Source organism: Roseateles noduli, assembly GCF_050626985.1.
GTDB lineage: Bacteria > Pseudomonadota > Gammaproteobacteria > Burkholderiales > Burkholderiaceae_C > Roseateles > Roseateles noduli_A.
In genome coordinates, this window is record NZ_CP192463.1 from 2,337,141 (window position 1) to 2,358,350 (window position 21,210).

Consider the following 21,210-nt stretch of genomic DNA (forward strand, 5'->3'; position numbering starts at 1 on the left):
ACGGTGAGCAGTCGAACGGTGACTGCCGAGCGGTGAGACGTTGCGAGACCCCGCTAGGGGCGAGCGTGCAAGGCGGATGCGGACCGCGTTGAGTGGCTGGCGCGACGAGCGAAGCGAGCAAGCCTGTAGAGAGAGGCGGTGCGAGGACTCCGGTGGTGGCCGTTTGAGGGCATCGTTGGAGGAGTCTCGCGAGCGTAGCGTGAGAGCGACGACGGCCACACAGCGAGCGCATATGAGCGTCGTCAGAGCCGTTTTGGTTCCTTTGTCGGCTGACAAAGGGACTCGGCTGCCGGGCCGAGACCCGGCGGGGTGCAGGGAGCGGAAAGTTCAGCCGACCGGCCGATCAAGAATCAGCCGATCAGCCGATCGGCCGATCCCCTCACCCGATCAAACAGCCAGCAATTCCACTTCAAACAGCAGCGTTGCATGCGGCGGAATCACACCGCCGGCGCCGTAAGCGCCGTAGCCCAGTTCCGAAGGAATGACGAGGAATCGGGTCCCCCCGACCTTCATCCCTTGGACGCCGTCATCCCAGCCCTTGATGACTTCCCCAGCGCCCAGGTGGAAGCGGAACGGATCCCGCCGATCCTTGGAGGAATCGAACTTGCGGCCTCGCTGCCCGTCCTTGTAGAGCCACCCGGTGTAGTGGACGGTGACGCGCTTGCCGGCTTCGGCGACAGCGCCCTCGCCTTCCTTGACGTCTTCGAACTGGAGTCCGCTGGCGGTGGTCGCCAGCTTGTTCAGCTCGATGGCTTCCGCGCCGCCGGACACGCCGAGCAATTCCACCTCGAACATCAGCGTCGCGTTGGGCGGGATCACACCGCCGGCGCCGCGCGCGCCATACCCGAGCTGCGGCGGGATGACGAGCACGCGCGTGCCGCCGACCTGCATGCCCTGGACGCCTTCATCCCAGCCCTTGATGACCATGCCGCCGTCGAGTTCGAACTCGAACGGTTCGCCGCGGTCCTTGCTGGAGTCGAACTTGGTGCCCTTCTCGCCGTCCTTGAAGAGCCAGCCGGTGTAGTGCACTTTCACGTCCTGGCCGGCGCGGGCGGTCGCGCCGGTACCGGCGGTGGTGTCGTCGTATTGCAGGCCGCTGTCGGTCGTCTTCATCGAAGGTTCCTTGAAAGGGAAAAGGGGGACGCTGGTTCGCGTCCCGAAACGCAAAGGCGTGATCATGCCAGCCGCCGAAGGTCCCTACACCGGGCGCTGCCGTACATGCCACGCCGCCACGGCGCGGGCGAGCCACTCGGGCACCGTCCGCGCCTCTAGCGCCGGCAACCCGAGTCGAGCGCCGGCACGCTGCAATCTGGCAAGCGGGTCGCCCAGGTCGAGGGCCTGGGCGCCGTTCTGCTTGGAGAGCTTCTCGCCGTTCTCGCCCAGCACCAGCGGCGTGTGCAGATACCGGGGCCGGGGCAGGCCGAGCAATTCCTGCAGCCGGATCTGCCGGGGCGTGTTGTCGGCGAGGTCCTCGCCGCGGACGACGTCGGTGATGCCCTGCCAGCCGTCATCGACGACGACCGCCAGTTGATACGCCCAGAGCCCGTCCGCGCGCTGGAGGACGAAGTCGCCGACCTCGTCGGTCAGGTCCTGGGACTGCCCGCCGAGGCGGCGGTCCCGCCAGTCGATGCGCAGGGATGTGTCGCCATCGACGGTCGACGTGCTCCGCAGCCGCCACGCCCGCGCGGGCTTGCCGTGCAGCCCGTGCCGGCAGGTGCCCGGATAGACGAGTTCCCCATGCCGCTCCCGCTGGCCGCCCTGGGCGGCGATCGCTTCGGCGATGTCCTTGCGCGAGCATCCGCACGGGTAGGCCCAGCCTGCGGCGATCAGCCGATCCAACGCGGCCTGGTAGGCCGCATCGCGCTTCGACTGCCAGATCGGCGGCTCGTCCGGCAGTAGTCGGACCTGGGCGAGCTGCGACAGCACCACGGCATCGGTACCCGCCGGACAGCGCGGCCGGTCGACGTCCTCGATCCGGATCAGCCACCGGCCGCCATGGGCGCGGGCATCCAGCCAGCTCGCCAATGCCGCGACCAGCGAGCCCTCATGCAAGGGCCCCGTGGGCGACGGCGCGAACCGGCCGACGTAGCCTCGGCCCACCGCCCGGTCCGCCGTTCGGTCCGCCAGCATCACAGCAGCAGGCCCTCGTGCTGCTCGATCAGCGAGCGCCGCGTCGTCTCGCTCCGGAGCCGGTCCAGCCACCAGGCCAGCGCCTTGGCCGGCCGATGGCCGTTGCGCCACGCGTAGTGCATGGGCGAGATGCGCTTGCCCTGGAAGGTCTCCTTCTGGACCAGTCGCCCCGCGTCCACATGCCGCCGCACCATCGGCGTCGGCAGCGAACCCACGCCCAGGCCGCGCAACAGCGCCTCGAGCTTGATCGCCATCGACGGCACGGTCAGCACCTCCTGCCCGGGCACCACGCCGACGGTCATCGGCGCAAGGCTGCGCGCCGTGTCCGCCACGGCGACGATGCGATGCCGCGCGATCTCGGCCGAGGTCAACACCCCCTCGAACCCCGCCAAGGGGTGATGCGGCGCGACGCAGAACACCATCTCCATCGGCCCGAGCACCTCGCAGACGACCGAGCTGCCCGGCGGCTGCGCGCTGGTGCCGATCGCCAGATCCGCCTGGCCCGAGATCAGCGCCTCCCAGGTCCCCGACAGCACCTCGGTGCGCAGCTTCAGGCGCGTCGGCGGCGGCTTGCCGTCCTCGGCCTGGAGATAGAAGGCCTCCATCAGGTCGAAGATCGCGCGCCGCGCGATCGCATCGTCGAAGGCGATGGTGAGTTCGCTCTCCCATCCCGTGGCGACGCGCTTGACGCGGTTCGCGACCGCATCCATCTCCTGCAGCAGCCGGCGACCTTCGGTCAGCAGCTCGTGCCCGGCCGCCGTCAGCACCGCCTGGCGCGAACTGCGGTCGAACAGCAGCACGTCCAGCGCGTCCTCGAGCTGGCGCACCGAGTAGGTCAGCGCCGACGGCACCTTGCCCATCTCCCGCGCCGCCGCGGCGAAGCTGCCGCTGCGCGCGATGCTGTCCATCATCGCCAGCGCTTCCGGCGTCAGCACCCGTCGTTTGTCTTGTTGAGCCATTCCTTCATCTTATTTGAATGCTGGCTTCAAGCCCCCTCCCCCTCGGCAGAGGCCTGCTTCCCTACAGTGAGTCCATCGCCAACCAGCAGGCCCTCTCCACCACACCGGGGGGCCACACAAGGAGCATCGACATGCGTGAAGTCATCAAGTCCTCGGATCGCGGCTACGCCGACCACGGCTGGCTCAAGAGCTTCCACAGCTTCTCGTTCGCGGACTATCACAACCCGCGCCGGATGGGCTTCGGCCCGCTGCGCGTCATCAACGAGGACCGCATCGCCGGCGGCACCGGCTTCGGCACGCACGGCCACCGCGACATGGAGATCATCAGCTACGTGCTCAGCGGCGAGCTGGCGCACCAGGACAGCATGGGCAACGGCACGCCCGGCGGCGCCAACGCGGGCGTGATCCGTCCCGGCGACGTGCAGCGGATGAGCGCCGGCACCGGCGTGCGGCACAGCGAGTTCAACCACTCGAAGGACGGCCAGACCCACTTCCTGCAGATCTGGATCATGCCGGACCGCCAGGGCGTGACGCCGGGCTACGAGCAGAAGCACTTCGCCGACGCCGACAAGCGCGGCAAGCTGCGGCTGGTCGCTTCGCCGGACGGCGCGCAGGACTCGGTGTCCATCCACCAGGATGCGCGGCTCTACGCCGGACTGTTCAACGGCGATGAACGCGCCGAGCTGCCGCTGGCCGCGGACCGCATCGCCTACGTGCACGTCGTGCGCGGGCAGGCGACCGTGAACGGCGAAGCGCTGGGCGCCGGCGACGCGCTCCAGTTGGCCAAGGAGGCGGGCGTGACGGTCGAAGCCGGCCAGGACGCCGAGGTGCTGGTGTTCGACCTGCCGGTCTGAGCCCGGCGGGCGGGTGTGAACCTGCCCGCCCGGGCCCGGCACTTCGTCGCTTCACTCCGAGAGGCGGACCCGTCGCATGCCGCGGCGGGCCGCCGACGGATGGAGATTGCGGATGAAGCCCGGCGCCCTGACCTTCCCGATGCCCCCCCTCACGGCTGATCCCGTCGGTGCGGCCCTCCCGGCCGCCTTGCCGTCGCTGATCCGCCAGTTGACGGGCCTCGCCGACTGGCCCGAGGACCACGGCATCCGCGTCCGCCAGCGCGGGCAGTACGCACCGCTGGTGTACGCCCGGGTCGCCACGTCCAGGCACGTGGTCGAGATCCTGTTCGATCCCTCGACCGGCCAGTACGAGTGCACCAACTGCCAGGCGATCGACGTCGCGCTGCCGATGTCGATACCGGACGAGGCGCAGGGCAGCTTCGTCGTCGCGGTGATCCGCGGGCTGAGCGCCGCGGCGGCAACGGCCCTTCTGCACGCCGCCATCGCGCTGCTCGAGCCCTGCTGGCCCCACTGGGCCGCGATCGCCGATGCGGGCGGCGTCGCGCTCGACGACGCGGGTTCCGCAATCCTGCCCGACGCCGTGCGTCGCAAGCGCGCCGCCTGAACGCCGACTGAACGCCGACTGAGCGCGGCCTTGGCGCTGGCCCTGGCACCGCGCCCTGGGAGCGCCTCCGTGAAGCGCCTCTTGGCGCTCGCAGGGCGCCTCTACACTCGCGCGATGCAATCGCTTCGACAACTGCTGGCCGCGCTGCCGCTGCTCGATTGGGCCTCGCTGGGCCTGTTCTTCCTGGCCTGGATCGGCTATGCCCAGTTCTCCAAGCGCCATGCGGACGGGCGCGGCTCGCTGCTGGCCATCACCAACCGCGTGCGGTGCCAGTGGATGCTGCAGCTGACCTACCGTGAGATGCGGGTGCTGGACGGCGCGGTCAGTCAGGCGCTGCTGTCGAGCCCGTCCTTCTTCGCCTCCACGACCATCCTGATCATCGGCGGCCTGCTGGCCGCGCTGGGCGCGAGCGAGCAGACCAGCGCCCTGGTGCTGGGACTGCCGTTCGCGGTCAAGACGAGCACGCTGGTCTTCGACATCAAGCTCGCGCTGCTGACCGGCATCTTCGTGTACGCCTTCTTCCGCTTCACCTGGAGCATGCGGCAGTACACCTTCGGCGCGCTGCTGGTGGCGTCCGCGCCGGAGGCGGGCCAGTTCGCGCAACTCGGGCCAGATGCGCGGGAGGAATTCGCCGACCGCGCCGGCGCGGTCGTCGGCATGGCGGCCGAGGCCTTCAACGACGGCTTGCGCGGCTACTACCTCGCGTTCCCCGTCGTGGCCTGGTTCTTCTCGCCCTGGGCGCTGGCCCTGTCCACGGCCGGCGTGCTCTACGTGCTGTACCAGCGCGAGTTCAGATCGGAAGTCCTCGAAAAACTCCGCTGAAAAAGGGTCTCTGCGCCCCTGATCAGGTCCACGAAGCACGCGGCCCCGATTTGGGATGCACCGCTAGGCGCAAACCGGAGCCATAGCCCAGCTATGGCGAGGATTTGCAACGACGCGGTGCGCCCAAAGCGGGGCTGCGGGCTTAGTGGACGACGCGTCCGAAGCTGAACTCGCCGGGTTCTCCGGCGGGTGAGGTTTCGACGCTCACCGGGATCACGTCCTTCGGACCGAAGCGGCCCTGCAGGATCAGCTTGGACAGCGGGTTCTCGATCCGCTGCTGGATCGCGCGCTTGAGCGGCCGCGCCCCGAAGACCGGATCGAAGCCGACCTTGGCCAGCTCGGCGAGCGCCTCCTCGCTGACGTCGAGCTTCATCTCCAGCTTGTCGAGCCGCTGTTCGAGCTGACGCAGCTGGATCCGCGCGATCGACTTGATGTGGTCCGCGCCCAGCGCATGGAAGATCACGGTCTCGTCGATGCGGTTGAGGAACTCGGGCCGGAAATGCGCCTTGACCTCGCCCCACACCGCGTCGCGGATCACCTCGTCGGACTCGCCCTGCAGCGCCATGATGTGCTGCGAGCCCAGGTTGGACGTCATCACGATCACGCAGTTCTTGAAGTCGACCGTGCGGCCCTGGCCGTCGGTCAGGCGGCCGTCGTCCAGCACCTGCAGCAGCACGTTGAACACGTCCGGGTGCGCCTTCTCGACCTCGTCGAGCAGCAGCACGCTGTAGGGCTTGCGGCGCACGGCCTCGGTCAGGTAACCGCCCTCGTCGTAGCCGACGTAGCCGGGAGGCGCGCCGATCAGGCGGCTCACGGAGTGCTTCTCCATGAACTCGCTCATGTCGATGCGGATCATGTGGTCCTCGCTGTCGAACAGGAAGCCCGCCAGCGCCTTGCACAGCTCGGTCTTGCCGACGCCGGTCGGGCCGAGGAACAGGAAGCTGCCCAGCGGCTTGTCCGGATCGGACAGCCCCGCGCGCGAGCGCCGGATCGCGTCCGCGACCGCGACGATCGCCTCGTCCTGGCCGACGACGCGCTCATGCAGCTTCTCTTCCATCTGCAGCAGCTTGTCGCGCTCACCCTGCATGAGCTTGGCCACGGGGATGCCGGTGGCGCGGGCGACCACCTCGGCGATCTCCTCGGCGCCGACCATCGTGCGCAGCAGCTGCGGCTGGCTCTTGTCCTTGGCCTTGCCCATCTCCTTGGCCTGCGCCTCGTTCAGGCGCTTCTCCAGGTCGGGCAGCTTGCCGTACTGCAGCTCGGCGACCTTGTTGAAGTCGCCCTTGCGCTTGAGTTCCTCGATCTGGAACTTGATGCGGTCGATCTCTTCCTTGACGTGCGCGGAGCCCTGGGCCTGCGCCTTCTCGGTAGTCCAGATCTCTTCCAGGTCGTTGTACTCGCGCTGGAGCTTGAGCAGCTCTTCCTCGATCAGCGAGAAGCGCCGCTGGGAGCCCTCGTCGGTCTCCTTGCGCACGGCCTCGCGCTCGATCTTGAGCTGGATCATGCGGCGGTCGAGCCGGTCCATCACCTCGGGCTTGGAGTCGATCTCGATCTTGATCTTGGCCGCGGCCTCGTCGATCAGGTCGATGGCCTTGTCGGGCAGGAAGCGGTCGGTGATGTAGCGGTGCGAGAGCTCGGCCGCGGCGACGATGGCCGGGTCGGTGATCTCGACGCCGTGGTGGACCTCGTACTTCTCCTGCAGGCCGCGCAGGATGGCGATGGTGGCCTCGACGGTGGGCTCGTCGACCAGCACCTTCTGGAAGCGGCGCTCCAGCGCGGCGTCCTTCTCGACGTACTTGCGGTACTCGTCGAGCGTGGTCGCGCCGATGCAATGCAGCTCGCCGCGCGCGAGCGCGGGCTTGAGCATGTTGCCGGCGTCCATGGCGCCCTCGGCCTTGCCGGCGCCGACCATGGTGTGGATCTCGTCGATGAACAGGATGATGCGGCCCTCATCGGCGGCGACTTCCTTGAGCACCGACTTCAGGCGTTCCTCGAATTCGCCGCGGAACTTGGCGCCCGCGAGCAGGCCGGCCATGTCCAGCGACAGCACCCGCTTGCCCTTCAGGCTTTCCGGCACTTCCTCGTTGACGATGCGCTGGGCCAGGCCTTCGACGATGGCGGTCTTGCCGACGCCGGGTTCGCCGATGAGCACGGGGTTGTTCTTCGTGCGGCGCTGCAGCACCTGGATGGCGCGGCGGATCTCGTCGTCGCGGCCGATCACCGGGTCGAGCTTGCCGGCGCGGGCGCGCTCGGTCAGGTCCAGGGTGTACTTCTTCAGCGCCTCGCGCTGGCCTTCGGATTCCTGGCTGTCGACCTTCTGGCCGCCGCGCACGGCTTCGACCGCCGTCTCCAGCGCCTTGCGGGTGAGGCCGTGGCCGCGCACGATGCCGGCCAGGTCGCTCTTGGCGTCGGCCAGGGACAGCAGGAACATCTCGCTGGCGATGAAGTGGTCGCCGCGCTTGGAGGCTTCCTTCTCCGCGTTCTGGAGCAGACCGATCAGGTCGCGGCTGGGCTGGACCTGCTGGCCCTCGCCCTGCACCTGCGGCAGGCCGCCGAGGATGCCGTCCAGCGCGCTCTTGAGCGCCGGGACCTTCACGCCGGCGCGCTCCAGCAGCGCCTTCGGGCCCTCGTCCTGGGCCAGCATCGCGGCCAGCACGTGGACGGGTTCGATGTAGGGGTTCTCGCGCGTCACCGCCAGGCTTTGGGCCTCGGCCAGCGCTTCCTGAAACTTCGTGGTGAGCTTGTCGACTCGCATGGGAAATAACCTCCGTTGCGACCGAAGTGGGGAGTGTGTCCCCATATTTCAAGACGCTGCGGAACGCGGCAAGGAGGATGCCCAACGTGGCGACGGCTACCGGAGGAGCGATGGGGACACCCTCTCCTTCGATCGCCTCTGCGGTTCACCCCTGCTCTTTACCGTGAGCTCCCACCCCATCCCCGCCCTCCAAGCGGGCGAGGGATCCGCCCGCGGATCCCTTTCGGGGGAGGCCATTTGCTCCCACCCCATCCCCGCCCTCCAAGCGGGCGAGGGATCCGCCCGCGGATCCCTTTCGGGGGGAGGCCATTTGCTCCCACCCCATCCCCGCCCTCCAAGCGGGCGGGGCGCAGCCACCCCACCCCCACCCGCCCCCAGGGGGCGGGGGCCATTCATTTCATGCGAGGGATTGCGTCAGCATCTGCATCACCTTGAGCCCGGCCGCGGCGGCAGTCAGCGAGCCGAGGACATGCGCGGCGGAGTGCGAGAGCGCCATCAGGAACTCGCCGCGCTGCAGCAGCGACAGCGATTCGCCGGAGAAGGACGAGAAGGTCGTGAGGCCGCCGAGGAAGCCGGTGACCAGCAGCAGCTTGAGCATGTCGTTGGGATAGCGCCCGAACCACTCCAGCGCCATGCCGATGAGGAAGCCCCCCACGATGTTGACGGCCAATGTGCCGAGCGGAAAACCCTGCCACTTCGTGTTCAGCATCAACCCCGCGCCCCAGCGCGCGAGCGCGCCGCCCGAGGCTCCGACGGACACCGCCGCCACTTGCATCCAGCTCATCGACCATTCCCCTCCACGTTGATGCCCCATCGCGCAAGCGCCTCGTCGTCGGCGACACGCGCGTCCACCCAGCGGGCGCCGTCCGGTCCGTGTTCCTTCTTCCAGAACGGCGCCTGCGTCTTCAAGTAATCCATCAGGAACTCGCAGGCCTGGAAGGCCTGGCCGCGGTGGCGCGAGCTCACGAGCACCAGCACGATCTGGTCACGCGGCCGCAGCGCCCCGACGCGATGGATGACCCGCGCGCCGCGGATGTCGAAGCGCCGGAAGGCCTCGTCGATCATGGCCTCGATGGCGGCCTCGGTCATGCCCGGGTAGTGCTCGAGTTCCATCAGCGACACGGGCGTGCCGTCCGCGCCGTCGCGCACCGTGCCGACGAAGCTCACCACCGCGCCGACGCCGCCGTCCTCGGCGCGCAGCGCCAGCGTCTCGGCGCTGAGGTCGAAGTCGGCGGTCTGGACGGAGACGCGCGGTGCGCGCGGGGACTGCGAGTTCATTCCGAGATTGTGGCATTGCGCCATCAGGCCTCGGGCGCTGCGTCGACCGCGCCCGACGTCCGCAGGCCCGCTCACCCACCGATTCAAGTGGGCGTCGCCATCGACATCAGTGTGTGGACGATTGGATTGCACCAGCACAGGCCATTTCGAATGGAGGCAACAGCTCTCAAGATCTGCAGTTCCAGCCTTCAAGGAAGCCTCATGTCGATCTCACCGCAACTGGACGCCGTCCACCGACTGATCATCGAATGCCATCGCAAGTATTTCGACGAAAGCCCCTCCCCCAACAAGCTGCAGAAGCTCTGCTACTACGCCCAGGGTTACAGCTTGGCGGAGGGTCGCGCACTGTTTCCGGAAGACTTCGAGGCGCGTCAGAACGGCCCCACCATTGCGGAGCTTCACGCCAAGTATGGGAGTCTTCAATGGCACCCCATCGATGCGCAGTGGAACACGCCGCTGGAGGACGCTCCGGGCTATCAGACCGTGAGAGAAGTCGTTGCCGCCTTTGGCCGGTTCGACGGGGCAGCCTTGTCGAACATGACCCACAACGAGGCTCCCTGGCTCGATGCGCGCAATGGCCTGCCGGAAAACATGGGCAGCCGCGAACTCATCAGCAAGGATGCCATGCGGAAGTACTTCCTCACGCAGCTCCCCGAAGATGAACGATAGCTTCCCTCGATTCGATCGAGCCGCCACCTACAAACAGAAGCCGCCGCTCCTGCGCGTGTCATTCGAGTTCATTGACTGGGAGACGGACCTGTTCTTCCTGCATGGATTCGACGCCGAGTTCTACGTGCGCCTATTCACTTGCCTTCAGACCATCCAGACCTGCACGGTTGAGCAGATGTCGAAGCGGCATATTCCCGGCCTCGGGTGCAAAGCGATCTTCAAGACGGACACTGGCAGCCGCGACGCATTTCCACGACGTATCGTTGCCCGCATCGCCACGATGCTGAGCAGGGAACAGGGTTCTCTGGACCCAGAGCAGGACGCGCTCCATGTCGTTCAACAGGCCTTTGAGGTCAGCATGGGCAAGAACCAGGGGCGCCTGCACGGGTTCCTATGGAATACAGCCTTCAACTTGGTCTGGTTCGACCCGGCGCACAACCTCTATCCCGGCAACCAACGGATTCGCGGCCCTCGCGATGTGATGCAGATCAAGACCGGCTCTCACGAGCAGTTGCTCCGCCTAAAAGATGAGAACGCGGCCCTGGTCGCCGAGAACAACCGTCTGGCGCGAGAGTTCGAGGAACTCCTGTCGGTCTGGGCCGAGAAATGATGCTGGCCCAGGCTCTTGATGCATTCTTGAGACACGAGGGCCGGGTCTTGCCTTCACCTTGATGTCCGGCACCCTACGCTGATCCCACCGCAACAACGGCGCGCATGCCGCGCCCCTTCGCATGAGACCGGTGTTGATCCTCCAGCACGAACCCGCGCAAGGTCCGGGCTACCTGCTCCAGTGCCTGCGCGCGCACGACGTGCCGGTGCATCTGTTGCGGCCCGACCTGGGCGACACCCTGCCGCGGACGGCGGGCGCGTTCAGCGGCCTGGTGCTGCTGGGCAGCGATCACGGCGTCAACGACGGCACGCCCTGGATCCGGGCGGAGCAGGCCCTGCTGATCGACGCGCTGCGGCATAGCCGCCCGATCCTAGGCCACTGCTTCGGCGCGCAGCAGCTGGCGCGCGCCATGGGCGCGGGCGTGGCCCGCAATCCGCGGCCCGACATCGGCTGGCGCGAGCTGTGGATCACGCCCGCCGCGCGCGGACTGTTCGGCGGCGAGGATCGCCTGCTCAGCTTCAACTGGCACTACGACAGCTTCCAGATCCCGGCCGGCGCGACACGGACGCTGTTCGGCTCGAACTGCCTGAACAAGGGGTTCTCGCTGGGCCCGCACATCGGACTCCAGAGCCACCTGGAAGTGACCGAGCAAAGCCTGCGCGACTGGTGCGCACAAGGACGCGAAGAGCTGAGCCGCGGACGCGGCGTGACGGTGCAGAGCGAGGCCGAGATCCTGGCCGCCCTGCCCGAGCGCCTCGCGCGCCTGCGCGGCGCGGCGACGAGCGTCTATCGACACTGGATCGGACAACTGGATCGGCCACCCGTCTTCGGTCGCGCACGCGCCGCCTGATCCTGACCGGTCTTCTTCGCATGGCGGTCGAGTATCTGCACCACTCCCCTGTGGCATCCGACCGGCCTGATCGGAATTGATTCCTCCGACGGGACAGCGGTCGAATCAACGTCGATGGATTTCCACTGACCCCGTGCGCCGCCGCCCATGAGTGACGCACGCGTGTCATCAACCAGCAGGAAATCATCAATGAAAACCAGCCGCACCACCGACTACAGCTCCCTGTCCGACTACCAGGACATGGCCCCGCACCAGCAGGCCGAAACCGAGCGTCGGACACCGTGGGAGCAACGGGAGGCAGCCGGGTTGCGGTCCGACCAGGTGCCCGGCGAGCAAGGCCGAGTCGCCAACGGGCAGAACGACCCGCTGCGACCGGAAAATGCGCCAGCCACCCACCTGCCGTCGGGCCTCGCCGCGCTGCCTGCAGGCAACGGCGTTCTTCCCAACATCCCGAACCGCGCGTCCGGCGCGTATGCCACGGCCACGCCGAGCGAAGATCGTCTCGCGACGTTGTGGCCGGCGCGGCCCCCGCGGGTTGACGACACGCGTCGCCATGGGGGCGTCTTCGAGGGCGCTGCCCTGCGAAATACGGGGCGACTCGGCGTCGTTGGCGATGTCGGTCGCGGCAACGGGCCGGAGCTCCCCGCTCGCCGATATCGCCAGAGTGAGATCGATTGAACCGGCGGCCGGGCGGCGCCGTGTCCTGCGGGGGATCGCCCCCGGGAAACCCCGCCCCGAGTCCTCCCCCATCCGACCGATGCGCGCGCCCCCAGGCACCCCCTAAGGTGTCCGCAGGAGCGCGCCGCGCTCCGCCCCGCCGCGGCGACGCGGCTCAGCAGGGAGCACACATGTTCGGTCTGACCCTCCTCGGCGCCGTCCACACGGCGTTCGCACTGGTGGCCCTGGTGGCCGGCTACGCATTGATCTTCCGGACCGGCCGCATCGAGGGCCAGTCCACGCTCGGCCGCACCTACCTCTGGTGCACCGTCGTGACCTGCCTGACGGCGTTCGGCATCTTCCGCCACGGCGGCTTCAACATCGCGCACGTGCTGGCCATCGTCACGCTGGTCACCTTGGCCGTCGCCGTCGCGGCGCACCGCACGCGCTTCCTTGGCGGCCTCTCGCCGTATGCGGAGACGCTGGGCTACAGCTTCACGCTGTTCTGCCACATGATCCCCGGCCTGAACGAGACCTTCACCCGCGTGCCGGTCGGCGCCCCGCTGTTCACCGGCCCCGACGACCCGGCGCTGCAGAAGGCGATCGGGGCCGTGTTCCTGCTCTTCGTGATCCTGATGGCCGTGCAGGCCTGGCGCATCCGCAAGGGCCCCTCGGCGGGACGGCAGCCGCATCCCGCCTGATCCGATCCGGATCACCTCCCGGTCCGGACCTGGAATTCCCGTCGGGCAGCGCAGCGCAGCGCGAATCGACGAATCGACGAATCGATGAATCGATGAATCGACGAAGGAACGAAGGGACGGCGAAGGGACGAGTTGTCGAATTGACGGACGGGCCCATGGACGATTGGACGCATCGGCTGGACGATCGGATGCGTCCTGAACGGTGACGGGCGTGGCGGGCGCGGATACTGCGCCCGTCCTCACCTCCTCGCGCGCCCGTCGCGTCATTCCGATGTCCACGCCCAAGACCGTCCTTGCCGTCCGCCATCTGGCTTTCGAAGACCTCGGCCTGCTGCAGCCCGTGCTGGCCGAGCGCGGCTTCGAGCGCTTCCTCACGCGGGACGCAGGTGTCGATGATCTGCGCGACGTGGACCTCGATGCGGTCGATCTGCTGGTCGTGCTCGGCGGCCCGATCGGCGCCTACGACGACGCGCTCTATCCCTACCTGGACGACGAGATCGCGCTCATCCGCCGACGCCTCGATTCGCGGCGGCCGCTGCTCGGGATCTGCCTCGGCGCGCAACTGATGGCGCGGGCGCTGGGCGCCGACGTGCGGCCGATGGTGCATGGCCGCAAGGAGATCGGCTTCGCGCCGCTGACGCTCACCGAGTCCGGCCGCGACTCCGCGCTCGCGCCGCTCGCAAGCGGTGCGAGCGGTGCGAGGGGCGTGGTCGACCAACCCGTGCTGCACTGGCATGGCGACCAGTTCGAGATCCCGGCAGGCGCGACGAGCCTCGCCACCACGCCGCTGTGTCCGAACCAGGCCTTCGCGATCGAGGGCTTCGCGCTCGCGCTGCAGTTCCATCTGGAAAGCGATCCCGCGCGCCTGGAGCAATGGCTGATCGGCCACGCCGGCGAACTCGCGCAGGCGCGCGTGCCGCTCGACGTGCTGCGGCGCGACGCCGCCACGCATGGCACGGGTTTGCGCGCCGCGCTCGGCGCGGTCGTCGACCGCTGGATGGCGGACTGGCCTCCATCTGTCGGGCAATAGACGAGGTCCCGATCGACCGACCCGATGCGGGTCGACGTCTCGACCCCGTTCTCCACGGGCTTCAAGCGCAGCGTTGTTCCGCGGCCTCGACCGCCATCGCCTTCAACGCGCCGAGCGACCGCAGCGACTTCACGCCGACGTCCCGCCAGGTGACGGTCGGTTCCGCGGCGAAGAGGTCCGCGCCCGGCGCCAGCGCGTTGGGCAACAGCGCGCCCATCGGCGCCAACGGCGCACGGGTCGGCTTGGCCGCCGCCGGCACCCTCGGATCGGCGGGAGCGTCGTCGCCCGCGCTCAGCCGGAAGCGGGCGACCACGCCGTGCGCTTCTTCGAGGGTGACAAGGAGTTCCGCTGGACGGATGTCCCCACCAAGACGCGATTGCCACAGGTCCGCCGGCAGCGCCTCGCGCAAAGCGGCGGTCTCGAATGCGCGCCGCCATCCGGCGGACCGCGCGACCGGGCGTCGCATCAGCGTCTCCAGCCACTGCGATTGAGTCGGCATCGGTCCGGCGTACAGGACCGGCACCGACAGGACGGGGGAGCCGGCGAGCAGGGCCTCTCGCCGCGACGCCGTCAGGCAGCGCCCCGTCGCGCGGTCGAGCACCTCCGTCGCGTGGAAGTAGTGAGGCAGCCGGTCGTACCAGACGCGGCGCATGGAGTAACTCCACACGCCGTGCAGTTCGTAGCGGTCGCCGAGCCGCTCGAGCAGACGCTGCTCATGGGCCATCGCCCAGATCTTCATCGGGATGAAGGGACGTTCGCCGAAGCCACCGGCCAGCGGGCGGCCACCGGCCCGCAGCATCAATTTGCCGCGGGGATCAAAGGAGAGATCGGCGGCAGCGCCGTCGATCAGCGTTTCGATGCGCACGTGCCGCCCCGTCAGGGCTGCGATCGGCAAGTCGGCGCCGGAGAGATCGGAGGGCAGCGGGCGAAGGCCCGCAGGGTCCCGCGCACGCAGGATCTGCGGCAGCGGCAAGGAGGTCAGATGCATGAATCCGTCGGCCTCCCGCGTTGTTGGCGCGCGGAGGTCCTGGTGAGGTCAGGAGACCGACGGAGAGCGGAAGAGGCGCGAGCGATGCAGGTCCGAAGGTGGACCGGTCAGAGGCATCGCGGCAGGAATACGGAAGGATCCGGACAGCCGTCGGCGATCAGCGAAGGGGGAAGGTCGGGGTCTTCATGGGGGCACCTCCGGAAGAGTGAAGAGGTTGATGCACGCAAGGACGGAGCCGTCCGGCGTAGGCGCGATTCTTCAACGCGGGGTTCGTCGCGTCAACCCGCGCCGGGCGTCGTTGATGCATCGATCCGACACCCGGATCGGGGACGACCCAGAGGTGCTCGTCGGGTTCAACGATCGAGTTCAGGCAACACCGCGCTGCCGAGTTCCTCGATCACTTCACGCGCCGGACGTCCGCGTCCGAGGTTGAACAGCACATGGGCCACACCCATGGTCTGCAGACGCCGCAGATATCCGATCAATGCGTTGCGACCCGTGCGCAGGCCGAGCTCGAGCGGCTCCGGGGCCGCATCCGGATCGGCGAGCAGCTCCAACTGCACCGACTGCACGAACGGCTTGGCGCCGACACCCTTCTGTTCGAGCGCGCGTTGCCACAGCTCGATGCGGCCTTCCTGTCGCGCTTCCTCGCGGTGATAGGTCGCCCACGCGTCCGCGTGCGTCGCGGTCCATTGCAGCGACTGCCGCGCCGAGCCCACGACGATCATCGGGATCCGTCGCGCCGGGGCGGGCTGCACCTCGAAGCCGCCGGTCGCGGCGACCACCGCGGCGCGCTCGTCCGCGTCGGGCGAGAGCGCCGCGCGCACCGTGGCCCAGCGACTGCGGAAGGTCTCCGCGCGCTGCTCCAGGTCTTCGCCGAAGGCCGCGAACTCCGCGGGCCGGTCGCCCGATCCCATGCCGAGGATGAAGCGCCCGCCGCTGAGCCGGTCCAGCGACAGCGCGGCCTTCGCCACATGCAGCGGGTGCCGCAGCGGCAGCACGATCGCCGCGGCGCCGACGGCGATGTCACGCGTCGCGCCGGCGAGTGCGCCGAGCCACAGGAAGGGATCGTCGAGCGCGCTCGCCGTGTTGTCGCTGCCCTGAGGCACCATCAGCGGGACGTCCCGCGTCCACAGCGCCGCGAAGCCGAGCCGATCCGCGAGCGCGGCCAGCGCGAGCGCCTCGCCGACGTCGGCCATCCGGTCGGGGTTGGCGTCGACGGGCGTCATCAGCCCGACCGTGAGCCGGCCGGGCCGAAAGACGCAAGCATGCGCGCGGTTGAACGGAAAGGAGAACGGGGAAGAGTTCATTCGATCCATGGCATCGTCGCTGTTGCGGAGATCGCCAGCGCCATCGCCATCGCCTCAGATGCCAGTATCCCGCTCCTGTGAGCTGCCACTGCTCTGCAGCAGCACGTTCCTGAACTGCCCGTTCCGATGGGTGAGGCGCGCAAGCACCTGCGGGGCCTGGTTCACGATGTCGAGCCACGCCTTGTCATTCGCAGGGTGCCAATCGCTCCCCTCACGGATCAGCTTCCTGCCCGCTGCCCATTGCTCCATCTTTTCGGTGAAAAAGCGGGGGTAGTCGCAGGCGCGGCAGTTGAGATTGGCCCAGGGGTCGCAGACCTGGAGATGCGGCGGCCAGGTCGCCATGGGGCGGGACGCTGTCTCCGCGTCGAGGGCTCCGATCACGGCCAGGGAATGCGCTCCCGCGAGCATGACGAGGCTGGTCGGGAGCTCGGGACGGCGATGCGCCAGCACGTCCTGTGCAGCGATCGCCAGCTCGGTGCAGTTGTGGGCGGTGGCCCGCCAGACGCTGGCCGAGTGAGCCACGGCGGCGACCCGCGAGTAGCCGAAGCTGGTGGCTTCCGAATAACACTCCCTCGGAAAGATCGGCGGCGCCTCCCCCAACCTCATCTTGTTGTCCGACTTGAGCGCTCCGAAGCTGCGGTTGTAGAGCGCAAGATGCACCTGTCGCAGCGCTTCCCCGCTGGCCGACTCTGTCGCCTTCGCATCTTGCGCGCAGGCGCCGTACGTCCTCAAAGGGCCGGCGGGCTGGCCTTGCAGGATCTGGGCAAAACGCCGGTGAGCGCGTCCGGCGAACTGCCTTCGCAATCGCTCGGCGACCGCAGCATCATGGGTGGCGCGGACCTTGAAAGGCAGCCCGCCGTAAGCGACGTCCACCACGGCGACATCCGCGGCGACATCTGCGGCGGGCGCACGATCCACCGGTTCGCCGACGCGGTGCCCGACGACCTCGAGAGATGAAACTGGAATGCGCATGGGATCTCCTGCAATGGAGATCCCGTAGTCGAACGACACCCGCCGCAGTTCGCTCCACGGATGGTGTTCGAGCGCTCACGCGCTCGATCCGTTCACTTGGTCTTCTGCTGCACCACCTTGACGTAGTCCGCCTGCAGCTTGGTCATGAAGTCGGAGGTGACGCGGAACTGCTGCTCGTGGAAATCGATCAGCTTCTGGAACTGGTCGGCGGCGACGTCGAAGGGCGGGCCGCCTGCGCGCATCGATTCCAGGATGGCCTTCTGCGATGAGAGCACGGTGCTCCACGCGGCGTAGTTCTGTTCGAACGCCTTCTTCGACTGCTCGAAGAAGGTCTTGGCGAGTTCAACCTGAGCCTGTTGGATCATGAGATGTCTCCTTGTTGAGCGGAGCCGACCGGAAGGGTCGGTCCAGCGCCCCGATGCGGGCGTGCGGCCAATGCTACAGGCGACGCGCGCTTCGTGCGCGGGCATGTGGTTTGCGTCGCTCAGGGCATCAGGCGATACCCGACCCCGGTCTCCGTCAGCAGGTGCTTCGGACTGGCCGGTTCCGCCTCGAGCTTCTGGCGCAGGTTGCCCATGTAGACGCGCAGGTAGTGGTTCTGCTCCACCTGCGACGGCCCCCACACCGCCTTCAGCAGCTGGCGGTGCGTCAGCACCTTGCCGGCGTTGCCGATCAGGTGGCTGAGCAGGCGGTACTCGATCGGCGTGAGGTGCACGTCCTCGGCGGCACGGCGCACGCGGCGCGCGGCCAGGTCGATCTCGACGTCGCCGAAGCGGAAGACCGGGTCCTGCTGCTCGCCGGATCGCGCCTGGCTGCGCCGCAGCGCGACGCGCACGCGCGCCATCAGCTCGCCGACGCCGAACGGCTTGCTCAGGTAGTCGTCGGCGCCGTGGTCGAGGGCCGCGATCTTGTCGTCCTCGGCGCCGCGCGCCGACAGCACGATCACCGGCACCGCCGACCACGCGCGCAGGTCGCGCAGGAAGTCCTGGCCGTCGCCGTCCGGCAGGCCCAGGTCGAGGATGACCAGATCCGGCCGCCGCGTCCCCGCGTCGATCAGGCCCTGGCGCAAGGTGCCGGTCTCGTGCACGGACCAGCCCTCGCCCTCCAGGGCCAGGCGCACGAAGCGGCGGATGTTCGGTTCGTCCTCGACGATCAGCGCCACGGGGACGACGCTCAGCGGCGATTCGCTCACGATTGACTCACGGTTGGAGTTCCCTGTCTTCCTCGAACGCCGGCAGCGCCGGCGGCTCGCCCAGCGGCAGCGCCAGGCTGAAACGCGCCCCGCCCTGCGGCGTCGCGCGCTCCGCCCAGATGCGACCGCCGTGGGCCTGCATGATGGCACGGCAGATCGCCAGCCCCAGCCCCACGCCGGGCAGGTGCGACTCGCTGTGGCCGCGCGTGAATTTCTCGAACAGCGCCTCTTCGCGACCGGGCGGCAGGCCGGGGCCGTTGTCCTCGACGGACAGGCGCATCTCGCCCCGGCCGGCGACGACGTCGCCGTCGACGTTCAAGCCGCTCGACCGGTGCGAGCCGCTCAAGACGCTCAAGTCGCCCGCATCGCCCGCGCCGTGCGTGCGCGCGATCACGCGGATCTCGCTGCCCGGCGGCGTGTACTTCGCGGCGTTCTCCAGCAGGTTGGCCAGCACGCGCTCGATGAGCACCGCGTCCAGTTCCACCAGCGGCAGGGTCGCCGGCACGTCCAGCACCACGCGATGCCGCGCCAGCGCCGTACCCATCAGCTGCAGGCTGCTGCCGATGACTTCGTCCACCGGCTGCCACTGCCGGTTGAGCTTGAGCGCGCCGCTCTGCAGCCGGGCCATGTCCAGCAGGTTGTGCACCATCGCGTTGATGCGCAGCGACTGCTGCTCGATCGCCTGCGCGGTCTCGGCCGCGCCGGGGTCCAGATCGCGCTTGGCCAGCGTCTCGGCCAGCCCCTGCAGCGCGGCCAGCGGCGTGCGCAGGTCATGCGACAGCGCCGACAGCAGCGAGTTGCGCAGCCGCTCCGATTCGATCTGCAGCAGCGCCTGCTGCGCGACCTCGACGTAGTGCACGCGCTCCAGCGCCTGCCCCGCGATGCGCGCGGCCGTCTCCAGCTGCGCGCGGCGCTCCGGCAGCATCAGCGTCTGCGCGTCGCCGGGGCGCAGCGCGAGCACACCGCGCGTGCGCATCGGCGCGCGCAGCGGCAGATAGAACCATTGGCTGCCCGGCAGCGTGTCCGTGCCCAGGCCGGCCGCCTGCTCGTGATCCAGCGCCCAGCGCGCGGTGCCGGCATCGGAGCGATCGCCGACGGCCAGGGTCTCCTCCGTCGGCGACGGCTGCAGGCGGTCGTCGTCGTCGAGCACATGCAGCAGCGCCCGTCCGCCGAACTGCAACGCGAGCTGCTGCTCCGCCGTCGCGACGACCTGCTCGGTCTGCAGCGCGCCGGCGAGTTCGCGGGTCAGCTCGAACAGGCCGCGCGCCCTCGCCTCGCGCTCCGACGACACGCGCGCCTCATAGCGCAGTCCCGCCGTCAGCTGACCGGTGATCAGGCCGACCGCCAGCATCACGACGAAGGTGATCACGTATTGCACGTCGCTGACCGCCAGGCTCAGCCGCGGGGCAACAAAGAGGAAGTCGAACAGCGCGACGCTGAGGAAGCTGGCCAGCACGGCCGGTCCGCGCCCCCAGCGCATGGCGACGCCCACCACGCCGAGCAGGAACAGCATGACGATGTTGTCGTTGGCGATGCGATGCGACAGCGGCCAGCAGACCGCGGCCACGCCGACGCAGGCCAGCGTCGCCCAGACGTAGCGCCGCGGCGCGGCGCCGAAGGTCGGGCCGGGGTCGTCCTCGTTGCTGCGCTGCGTCGCCGACGCGCCGACCTGGATCAGGTCCAGCTCCGGCGCCGCGCGCCCGAGGTGCGCCGCCAGGTCGCGGCTGCCCCAGCGCCGCGGCGAAGGCGCGCCCCGCCCCATCAGCAGCTTGGACAGGTTGTGCTCGCGCGCGTACTCGGCCAGCGCCTGTGCGGGATCCTGCGCGGCCAGCACCGCCGTCGTGGCGCCGAGGTCCTGCGCCAGCCGCACCGCGCGCAGGGACCGCTCGCGGCGCGCGTCGGGCAGGCGGTGCAGCGCCGGCGTCTCGACGTAGACCGCGTGCCAGCTCACCGCCAGCTGCTGCGCGAGCTGCGCGGCGCTGCGCACGACCGATTCGGCCTCGTCGCCGGGCCCGATCGCGCAGAGGATCGCGGCCTCGGTCTTCCACACCGGCGCGATGCGCTCGTTGCTGCGCCAGGCCTGCACGTCGTCCTCGACGCGGTCGGCCGTGCGGCGCAGCGCGAGCTCGCGCAGCGCCATCAGGTTGCCCTTGCGGAAGAAGTGCTGGCCGGCGCGCTCCGCCTGCGCGCCCTGGTAGACCTTGCCGGCCTTCAGCCGCGCGAGCAGCTCGTCGGCCGGCGTGTCGACCAGCACCACCTCGTCGGCGCGGTCGAAGAAGGTGTCGGGCAGCGTCTCCTGCACCCGCACGCCGGTGATGCCGCCGACGACGTCGTTGAGGCTCTCCAGGTGCTGGACGTTGACCGTCGTGTAGACGCTGATGCCGTTGGCGAGCAGTTCCTCGACGTCCTGCCAGCGCTTGGGATGCCGCGATCCGGCGACGTTGGAATGCGCCAGTTCGTCGACCAGGATCAGCGCGTCCGGCTGGTCCTTCAGACGCGCCAGCGCGCCGTCGAGGTCGAACTCCGGCAGCGCGCGGCCGCGGTGGTCGACCTGCCGCATCGGCAGCCGTGGCAGGCCGTCGAGCAGCGCGGCGGTGTCGGCCCGGCCGTGCGTCTCGACGACGCCGATCAGCGGCGCGCGGCCCTGGTCCGCCAGGTGCCGCGCCGCCTGCAGCATCGCGAAGGTCTTGCCCACGCCCGCCGAGGCGCCGAAGTAGATCCGCAGGCGGCCGCGCCCCTCGGACTGCTCCTGCCGCTGGAGGTGGGCCAGCAGCGCGTCGGGGTCGGGTCGGTCGTCGGTGGGGCTGCGCATGGGAGGTGATTGTCGTG

At 69.1% G+C, this 21,210-nt stretch carries 21 protein-coding genes and 1 pseudogene; 9 read left to right on the top strand and 13 right to left on the bottom strand.

From position 1 onward, the window contains the following. Positions 1-387: 387 nt before the first annotated feature. From ACQ4L4_RS10175 to ACQ4L4_RS10190, 4 genes and pseudogenes are all read right to left on the bottom strand, one after another. Entirely contained in the window at positions 388-735 is a 348-nt protein-coding gene (locus tag ACQ4L4_RS10175) for an FKBP-type peptidyl-prolyl cis-trans isomerase (RefSeq protein ID WP_431104908.1), read from the bottom strand. A gap of 33 nt (positions 736-768) precedes the next feature. Then, positions 769-1,113 (bottom strand): annotated as a pseudogene (locus ACQ4L4_RS10180) (FKBP-type peptidyl-prolyl cis-trans isomerase); the annotation flags it as partial. An 84-nt stretch (positions 1,114-1,197) separates the two neighbouring features. After that, a complete protein-coding gene (gene gluQRS, locus ACQ4L4_RS10185; protein WP_431104116.1) occupies positions 1,198-2,130 on the bottom strand; it encodes a tRNA glutamyl-Q(34) synthetase GluQRS in 933 nt (310 codons plus the stop codon). Next, positions 2,130-3,089, bottom strand: coding sequence for a LysR family transcriptional regulator (locus ACQ4L4_RS10190; RefSeq protein WP_377154224.1), 960 nt, complete (start codon positions 3,087-3,089; stop codon positions 2,130-2,132). The genes gluQRS and ACQ4L4_RS10190 overlap by 1 nt, the downstream gene beginning before the upstream one ends. Before the next feature lie 131 nt (positions 3,090-3,220). Here ACQ4L4_RS10190 and ACQ4L4_RS10195 point away from each other — a divergent pair, with 131 nt between their 5' ends. The 3 genes from ACQ4L4_RS10195 (at position 3,221) to ACQ4L4_RS10205 (ending at position 5,369) form a co-directional block, all read left to right on the top strand. Further along, the gene (locus ACQ4L4_RS10195) at positions 3,221-3,943 is read left to right on the top strand and encodes a pirin family protein (protein ID WP_377154222.1); all 723 of its coding nucleotides are present in this window, start codon (positions 3,221-3,223) and stop codon (positions 3,941-3,943) included. Between the two features lie 112 nt (positions 3,944-4,055). Further along, on the top strand, positions 4,056-4,547 hold the full coding sequence (locus tag ACQ4L4_RS10200) for a hypothetical protein (protein WP_431104117.1): 492 nt from the start codon (positions 4,056-4,058) through the stop codon (positions 4,545-4,547). 114 nt (positions 4,548-4,661) lie between these two features. After that, complete coding sequence (locus tag ACQ4L4_RS10205) at positions 4,662-5,369, top strand: DUF599 domain-containing protein (RefSeq protein ID WP_431104118.1); 708 nt, start codon at positions 4,662-4,664, stop codon at positions 5,367-5,369. Positions 5,370-5,511: 142 nt separating this feature from the next. Here ACQ4L4_RS10205 and clpB read toward each other — a convergent pair whose 3' ends face one another. The 3 genes from clpB to ACQ4L4_RS10220 form a co-directional block, all read right to left on the bottom strand. Next, the gene (gene clpB, locus ACQ4L4_RS10210) at positions 5,512-8,124 is read right to left on the bottom strand and encodes an ATP-dependent chaperone ClpB (RefSeq protein WP_431104119.1); all 2,613 of its coding nucleotides are present in this window, start codon (positions 8,122-8,124) and stop codon (positions 5,512-5,514) included. A 397-nt stretch (positions 8,125-8,521) separates the two neighbouring features. Next, positions 8,522-8,908 (bottom strand): fluoride efflux transporter CrcB, encoded by a 387-nt coding sequence (gene crcB / locus ACQ4L4_RS10215; protein ID WP_431104120.1) that lies wholly within the window; start codon positions 8,906-8,908, stop codon positions 8,522-8,524. Next, positions 8,905-9,402 (bottom strand): molybdenum cofactor biosynthesis protein MoaE, encoded by a 498-nt coding sequence (locus ACQ4L4_RS10220; protein WP_431104121.1) that lies wholly within the window; start codon positions 9,400-9,402, stop codon positions 8,905-8,907. The genes crcB and ACQ4L4_RS10220 overlap by 4 nt, the downstream gene beginning before the upstream one ends. A 201-nt stretch (positions 9,403-9,603) precedes the next feature. Between ACQ4L4_RS10220 and ACQ4L4_RS10225 the strand changes: the two genes are divergently transcribed. The 6 genes from ACQ4L4_RS10225 (at position 9,604) to ACQ4L4_RS10250 (ending at position 13,919) form a co-directional block, all read left to right on the top strand. Continuing rightward, complete coding sequence (locus ACQ4L4_RS10225) at positions 9,604-10,071, top strand: Panacea domain-containing protein (RefSeq protein WP_431104122.1); 468 nt, start codon at positions 9,604-9,606, stop codon at positions 10,069-10,071. Further along, positions 10,061-10,681: a hypothetical protein gene (locus ACQ4L4_RS10230; protein WP_431104123.1), complete on the top strand. Its 621-nt coding sequence runs from the start codon at positions 10,061-10,063 to the stop codon at positions 10,679-10,681. The genes ACQ4L4_RS10225 and ACQ4L4_RS10230 overlap by 11 nt, the downstream gene beginning before the upstream one ends. A gap of 130 nt (positions 10,682-10,811) precedes the next feature. Further along, positions 10,812-11,531 carry a type 1 glutamine amidotransferase gene (locus tag ACQ4L4_RS10235; RefSeq protein ID WP_431104124.1) on the top strand — a complete coding sequence of 240 codons (720 nt, stop codon included), beginning with the start codon at positions 10,812-10,814 and terminating at the stop codon, positions 11,529-11,531. A gap of 189 nt (positions 11,532-11,720) precedes the next feature. Beyond that, positions 11,721-12,209: a hypothetical protein gene (locus ACQ4L4_RS10240; protein WP_431104125.1), complete on the top strand. Its 489-nt coding sequence runs from the start codon at positions 11,721-11,723 to the stop codon at positions 12,207-12,209. Positions 12,210-12,379: 170 nt separating this feature from the next. Further along, on the top strand, positions 12,380-12,889 hold the full coding sequence (locus ACQ4L4_RS10245) for a hypothetical protein (RefSeq protein WP_431104126.1): 510 nt from the start codon (positions 12,380-12,382) through the stop codon (positions 12,887-12,889). A 271-nt stretch (positions 12,890-13,160) separates the two neighbouring features. Next, entirely contained in the window at positions 13,161-13,919 is a 759-nt protein-coding gene (locus ACQ4L4_RS10250) for a glutamine amidotransferase (protein ID WP_431104127.1), read from the top strand. 61 nt (positions 13,920-13,980) lie between these two features. Here ACQ4L4_RS10250 and ACQ4L4_RS10255 read toward each other — a convergent pair whose 3' ends face one another. The 6 genes from ACQ4L4_RS10255 to ACQ4L4_RS10280 all read right to left on the bottom strand — a co-directional run bounded on the left by ACQ4L4_RS10255 (position 13,981) and on the right by ACQ4L4_RS10280 (position 21,193). After that, positions 13,981-14,907 carry an RNA ligase family protein gene (locus ACQ4L4_RS10255; protein WP_431104128.1) on the bottom strand — a complete coding sequence of 309 codons (927 nt, stop codon included), beginning with the start codon at positions 14,905-14,907 and terminating at the stop codon, positions 13,981-13,983. Between the two features lie 353 nt (positions 14,908-15,260). Further along, positions 15,261-16,226 (bottom strand): TIGR03571 family LLM class oxidoreductase, encoded by a 966-nt coding sequence (locus tag ACQ4L4_RS10260; RefSeq protein WP_431104129.1) that lies wholly within the window; start codon positions 16,224-16,226, stop codon positions 15,261-15,263. Positions 16,227-16,271: 45 nt separating this feature from the next. Further along, entirely contained in the window at positions 16,272-17,189 is a 918-nt protein-coding gene (locus ACQ4L4_RS10265) for a hypothetical protein (protein ID WP_431104131.1), read from the bottom strand. A gap of 92 nt (positions 17,190-17,281) precedes the next feature. Continuing rightward, on the bottom strand, positions 17,282-17,554 hold the full coding sequence (locus ACQ4L4_RS10270) for a hypothetical protein (RefSeq protein WP_431104132.1): 273 nt from the start codon (positions 17,552-17,554) through the stop codon (positions 17,282-17,284). 119 nt (positions 17,555-17,673) lie between these two features. Beyond that, complete coding sequence (kdpE, locus tag ACQ4L4_RS10275; protein ID WP_377154173.1) at positions 17,674-18,381, bottom strand: two-component system response regulator KdpE; 708 nt, start codon at positions 18,379-18,381, stop codon at positions 17,674-17,676. Positions 18,382-18,388: 7 nt separating this feature from the next. Continuing rightward, positions 18,389-21,193, bottom strand: a complete 2,805-nt coding sequence (locus tag ACQ4L4_RS10280; RefSeq protein WP_431104134.1) for a DUF4118 domain-containing protein — start codon at positions 21,191-21,193, stop codon at positions 18,389-18,391. Positions 21,194-21,210 lie beyond the last annotated feature (17 nt).